The 1,033-nt window shown below is 41.2% G+C and carries 2 protein-coding genes; one reads left to right on the top strand and one right to left on the bottom strand.

From position 1 onward, the window contains the following. The coding region (locus MMB69_RS27175) for an antirestriction Ral family protein (RefSeq protein ID WP_277448716.1) at positions 1-77 on the bottom strand (77 nt) is incomplete at its 3' end. 266 nt (positions 78-343) lie between these two features. Here MMB69_RS27175 and MMB69_RS27170 point away from each other — a divergent pair. Next, positions 344-826, top strand: a complete 483-nt coding sequence (locus tag MMB69_RS27170) for a superinfection exclusion B family protein (RefSeq protein ID WP_000281856.1) — start codon at positions 344-346, stop codon at positions 824-826. The last annotated feature ends 207 nt before the right edge of the window (positions 827-1,033 follow it).

Raw genomic sequence — 1,033 nt, 5'->3', positions numbered from 1 at the left:
AACCCCGTAAGCAGCTTGCATCCATTGCATCGCTTGAATTGTCCACACCATTGATTTTTATCAATAGTCGTAGTCATACGGATAGTCCTGGTATTGTTCCATCACATCCTGAGGATGCTCTTCGAACTCTTCAAATTCTTCTTCCATATATCACCTTAAATAGTGGATTGCGGTAGTAAAGATTGTGCCTGTCTTTTAACCACATCAGGCTCGGTGGTTCTCGTGTACCCCTACAGCGAGAAATCGGATAAACTATTACAACCCCTACAGTTTGATGAGTATAGAAATGGATCCACTCGTTATTCTCGGACGAGTGTTCAGTAATGAACCTCTGGAGAGAACCATGTATATGATCGTTATCTGGGTTGGACTTCTGCTTTTAAGCCCAGATAACTGGCCTGAATATGTTAATGAGAGAATCGGTATTCCTCATGTGTGGCATGTTTTCGTCTTTGCTCTTGCATTTTCGCTAGCAATTAATGTGCATCGATTATCAGCTATTGCCAGCGCCAGATATAAGCGATTTAAGCTAAGAAAACGCATTAAGATGCAAAACGATAAAGTGCGATCAGTAATTCAAAACCTTACAGAAGAGCAATCTATGGTTTTGTGCGCAGCCCTTAATGAAGGCAGGAAGTATGTGGTTACATCAAAACAATTCCCATACATTAGTGAGTTGATTGAGCTTGGTGTGTTGAACAAAACTTTTTCCCGATGGAATGGAAAGCATATATTATTCCCTATTGAGGATATTTACTGGACTGAATTAGTTGCCAGCTATGATCCATATAATATTGAGATAAAGCCAAGGCCAATATCTAAGTAACTAGATAAGAGGAATCGATTTTCCCTTAATTTTCTGGCGTCCACTGCATGTTATGCCGCGTTCGCCAGGCTTGCTGTACCATGTGCGCTGATTCTTGCGCTCAATACGTTGCAGGTTGCTTTCAATCTGTTTGTGGTATTCAGCCAGCACTGTAAGGTCTATCGGATTTAGTGCGCTTTCTACTCGTGATTTCGGTTTCTTCGTTCA

It is taken from the genome of Priestia sp. P5 (assembly GCF_029522155.1).
Classification (GTDB): Bacteria; Bacillota; Bacilli; order Bacillales; family Bacillaceae_H; genus Priestia; species Priestia megaterium_E.
Note: the sequence above shows the minus strand (reverse complement) of the source record. Positions and strands in the feature narration are given on the sequence as shown.